This window comes from Natrinema soli, from assembly GCF_028618695.1.
Genome location: NZ_JAQIVI010000727.1, coordinates 1 through 3,510 on the forward strand (window position 1 = coordinate 1; position 3,510 = coordinate 3,510).

At 65.6% G+C, this 3,510-nt stretch carries 3 protein-coding genes; 1 reads left to right on the forward strand and 2 read right to left on the reverse strand.

The features are described from left to right. On the reverse strand, window positions 1–576 hold a 576-nt coding region (gene larC / locus PGX04_RS31045), incomplete at its 3' end, for a nickel insertion protein (RefSeq protein ID WP_273742003.1). A gap of 209 nt (window positions 577–785) precedes the next feature. On the opposite strand from larC, the gene PGX04_RS31050 reads away from it, so the two are divergent. After that, window positions 786–3,014: a CDC48 family AAA ATPase gene (locus PGX04_RS31050; RefSeq protein ID WP_273742004.1), complete on the forward strand. Its 2,229-nt coding sequence runs from the start codon at window positions 786–788 to the stop codon at window positions 3,012–3,014. A gap of 124 nt (window positions 3,015–3,138) precedes the next feature. Here the strand turns inward: PGX04_RS31050 and PGX04_RS31055 are convergent. Further along, a partial coding sequence (locus PGX04_RS31055; RefSeq protein WP_377043769.1) for an ATP-binding protein occupies window positions 3,139–3,510 on the reverse strand: 372 nt, incomplete at its 5' end.

Consider the following 3,510-nt stretch of genomic DNA (forward strand, 5'->3'; position numbering starts at 1 on the left):
CGGGGTGGTGACGACCCGATCCGGCTCGAGGTCGCGAAGCAAGGCCGCGGCACCGACCACGTCCGCGATCGCGTCGTCGGCTCCCACCTCGTGGAAGTGAATCTCCTCGAGCGCCTCGCCGTGGACGCTCGCCTCCGCCTCGCCGAGCAGTTCGAAAATCGCGAGCGCGTCGCGTTCGACCGCCGGCTCGAGGTCCATGTCGGCGACGATCTCGCGGACCTCGAGATAGCTGCGGTGGGGTCCGTGACCCTCGGCGCGAGTGCCGTCGTGGTCGTGATTGTGATCCGAACCATCGTGGTCGTGACCCGAATCGTCCTGGTCGTGACCCGAATCGTCCTGGTCGTGGTGATGATCGTGGTCGTGACCGTCTCCGTCGCTCTCCTCATCGCTCGTCAGAAACACGTCAACCGTCGTCGCGGCGATGCCGCGCTTCGTCGTCTCGTCGATCCGGTACTCCACCTCGAGGGCGCCGGTCACGGGCTCGAGGACGTCGGGGTCGGCACCGGCGTCGAGGAGCGCGGCGAGGATCATGTCGCCGCTCGCGCCCATGCGACCGTCGAAGGCGAGGATTCGCATGCCTACGTTCCGGAGGGGTAGATGCAAAAAGCCACCTGTCCCGGTTTTCGACGGGCTGTCGATACGGCCAAAACCGACCGGGTCCGGTACATCTTTGTAGCGTCCGGTCCCATCTTTCTATGGTAGTGACTAGCACAGAGATGTGGGCTAACACAAAACCTATCCGCTCACGAACCGGAGTGAAAAACATCGCCGTCCATCCCTAAACCATGAACGAAGTCCAACTGGAGGTCGCGAAAGCGTACCCGAACGACTCGGGTCGTGGTATCGCCCGACTCGACCCGGACACGCTGTTGCATCTGAAGCTGAGTCCGGGCGACATCATCGAAATCGAGGGTGCAGACACGACTGCCGCGAAGGTCTGGCGTGCAGACCGGCAGGACTGGAACACGGACACCGTCCGCATCGACGGCTTCACCCGTCAGAACGCCGACGTGGGCATCGGCGAACGAGTGACGATCCGAAAGGCCGAAGCGACGAAAGCCGACACGCTGGTGCTCGCGCCGCCGGAGGAGGCGTCGGTCCAGTTCGGCTCCGACGCCGCTGGCATGGTGAAACGGCAGATCCTCAAGCGTCCGGTCGTCGGCCGCGATATCGTCCCCGTAATGAGCTCGACGAATCATCCGTTCATGCGATCGCCGGGCCAGGCGATCCCACTCATAGCCGTCGAGACCGAACCGGAGGGCGTGGTCCTCATCACCGAAGACACCGACGTCGAACTCCGCGAGGAGCCGATTTCGGGCTTCGAGAAGACCGGAGGCGGGATCACCTACGAGGACATCGGCGGCCTGCAAAACGAGATCCAGCGGGTCCGGGAAATGGTCGAACTCCCGATGAAACACCCGCAGATCTTCAAGAAGCTCGGAATCGAGCCGCCACAGGGGGTCCTCCTGCACGGGCCGCCGGGAACCGGGAAGACCCTGCTCGCCAAGGCCGTCGCCAACGAGACCTCCGCCAGTTTCTTCTCTATCGCCGGGCCGGAGATCATCTCGAAGTACTACGGCGAGTCCGAACAGCAGCTCAGGGAGATTTTCGAGGACGCCACCGAGGAGTCCCCATCGATCATCTTCATCGACGAACTCGACTCCATCGCACCCAAGCGTGAGGACGTCACGGGCGAGGTCGAACGCCGCGTCGTCGCCCAGCTGCTGACGATGATGGACGGCCTCGAGTCCCGCGGGCAGGTCATCGTCATCGCGGCGACCAACCGCGTCGACTCGGTCGACCCCGCGCTGCGCCGGCCCGGCCGGTTCGACCGCGAGATCGAGATCGGTGTCCCTGACGAGACGGGCCGCGAGGAGATCCTGCAGATCCACACCCGCGGCATGCCCCTCTCGGACGACGTCAGCCTCGGCCACCTCGCTGACGAGACCCACGGCTTCGTCGGTGCCGACATCGAGAGCCTGACCAAGGAGGCGGCGATGAAGGCGCTCCGGCGCTACCTCCCCGAGATCGATCTCGACGAGGAGGACATCCCGCCGAGCCTGATCGATCGGATGATCGTCAAGCGGACGGACTTCCGCGGGGCGCTCAACGAGGTCGAACCCTCGGCGATGCGGGAAGTCCTCGTCGAACTCCCGAAGATTTCCTGGGACGATGTCGGCGGCCTGCAGAACGCCAAAGACCAGGTCAAAGAGTCCGTCGAGTGGCCGCTCTCGAACCCCGAGCGGTTCGATCGACTGGGCGTCGACCCGCCCGCCGGCGTCCTGCTGTACGGCCCGCCGGGAACCGGGAAGACGCTGATGGCGAAGGCCGTCGCCAACGAGACCAACGCGAACTTCATCTCCGTGCGCGGCCCGCAACTGCTCTCGAAGTGGGTCGGCGAATCGGAGAAGGCCATCCGCCAGACCTTCCGCAAGGCGCGACAGGTCTCCCCGACGGTCATCTTCTTCGACGAGCTCGACGCGCTCGCGCCGGGCCGAGGCGGTGAGGTCGGCTCGAACGTCTCCGAGCGGGTCGTTAACCAGCTCCTGACCGAACTCGACGGACTCGAGGAGATGGAGAACGTGATGGTCATCGGCGCGACCAACCGACCGGACATGATCGACCCCGCACTCCTGCGCTCGGGCCGGTTCGACCGGCTGGTCATGATCGGCCAACCCGACGTCGACGGCCGCGAGCGCATCCTCGAGATCCACACCGAAGACACGCCGCTGGCCGCCGACGTCACGCTGCGCGAAATCGCCGAGATCACGGACGGCTACGTCGGCAGCGACCTCGAGTCGATCGCCCGCGAGGCGGCCATCGAGGCCCTCCGCGAGGACGAGGAGGCGGATATCGTGGAGATGCGCCACTTCCGACAGGCCATGGAGAACGTCCGGCCGACGATCACCGACGACATCCTCGACTACTACGAGCAGATCGAAGAGGAGTTCCAGGGCGGCACGAGCGGTCCCGATCCGACGGGTCGCCGCGGCAGCCGCATCGGCTTCCAGTAGTCGCGGTCGTCATCCCGGTTTATCGACGCGTTCGCGGATCGATTCTCGGTTTTCGCCGGCAAACTGTTCGAGCAGTATCGAATCGGTAGCTGATGATATCCGCCCCCTCGAGCGGAGCGAATCGTCACTCGACCCGTCCGTTGTCACTGCGAGCCATCCTGCCGCTCGCGGTCGGACTCGTTCCCCCGTGCGGGGTGTCTCGAGACCGAATCCGGGCAGCGTGGATCGTCTCCGTCGCGTCGTCGATGATGACGACCTCCCCGGGCGCGTCCGGCAACCGCTCCGCATCGGCCAGCGAGCCGTTCACGTACGTCGGTTGTGCGTGCTCGAGCGCCGCCAGATCGTCTCGGGCGGTCAGTCGATGTGCACAGAGGATGTCTGACTGTGAGATGCCGACCTCGGGGACGGCGCTCGGCCGTTGCGTCGCGGCGACCAGACTGACGCCGGGCGCACGGCCGCGCGTGAGGATCGTCTCGAGAGCGGGTTCGGCCACGCC

What these genes read in the sequence shown, in the direction of transcription:
- PGX04_RS31050 (WP_273742004.1), top strand. Translation starts at nt 786, where the DNA reads ATGAACGAAGTCCAACTGGAGGTCGCGAAAGCGTACCCGAACGACTCG.